Annotated in this window: 1 protein-coding gene; it reads left to right on the forward strand. The window is 75.6% G+C overall.

Features of this window, described 5'->3' with window-relative positions; all coding sequences use genetic code 11:
• A partial coding sequence (locus AOK15_RS41215; protein ID WP_055524397.1) for a pyridoxal phosphate-dependent decarboxylase family protein occupies positions 1-1057 on the forward strand: 1057 nt, incomplete at both ends.

Consider the following 1057-nt stretch of genomic DNA (forward strand, 5'->3'; position numbering starts at 1 on the left):
CCGCCTCCGTACTGAACCCGTCGCTGGACTCCTGGGACCAGGCCCCCGCCGCCTCCGCCCTCGAAGCCCTCGTCACCCGGGCCCTCGCCGCCGAGACCGGCGCCGCCGACGCCCTCGTCACCACCGGCGGCACCGAGTCCAACCAACTCGCCGTCCTCCTCGCCCGCGAGGCCCACACCGGAGTACGGCTCGTCTGCGGAGCGGGCGCCCACCACTCCCTGCCCCGCGCCGCCTGGCTCCTCGGCCTGCCCGAACCCGTCATCGTCCCCACCCCGGCCGGCACCCTCGACCCCGCCGCCCTCGACGACACGCTCACCCGGCTCCAGGGGCCCCTCCTCGTCGCCGCCACCGCGGGCACCACCGACGCCGGACTCATCGACCCGCTGCCCGACATCGCCGACCTGTGCGCGGCCCACGGCGCCCGCCTCCACATCGACGCCGCCTACGGCGGAGGGCTCCTCTTCAGCGCCCGCCACCGCCCCCGGCTCACCGCCCTGGACCGCGCCCACACCGTCACCCTCGACCTGCACAAACTCGGCTGGCAGCCCGTCGCCGCCGGACTCCTCACCGTCCGCGACGAAGCCGACCTCGCCGCACTCGGCCACCGCGCCGACTACCTCAACGCCGACGACGACACCGAAGCCGGCCTCCCCGACCTCCTCGGCCGCTCCCTGCGCACCACCCGCCGCCCCGACATCCTCAAGATCGCGGCCACCCTCAAGACCCTCGGCCGCACGGGACTCGGCGCCCTCGTCGACCAGGTCTGCGACCTCGCCCACGAGTTCGCCGCACTCATCGACGCCCACCCCGGCTTCGAGCTGTACGACCGGCCCACCATCAGCACGGTCCTGTTCCGGCCCGCCCGCGCCAGCGACGACACCGTGGCCGCCATCCGGCGAAAACTCCTGCACGACGGCCGCGCCGTCCTCGGCCGCGCCGCCCTCGACGGCCGGCTCTGGCTCAAGACCACCCTGCTCAACCCTCGCACCCGGCCCGGCGACCTCACCGCCCTCCTCGCACTCGTGGAACGCGCCGACCCCGCCGCTGCCGCGGACCT

The organism is Streptomyces ossamyceticus (assembly GCF_001418475.1).
GTDB classification, from domain to species: domain Bacteria; phylum Actinomycetota; class Actinomycetes; order Streptomycetales; family Streptomycetaceae; genus Streptomyces; species Streptomyces ossamyceticus.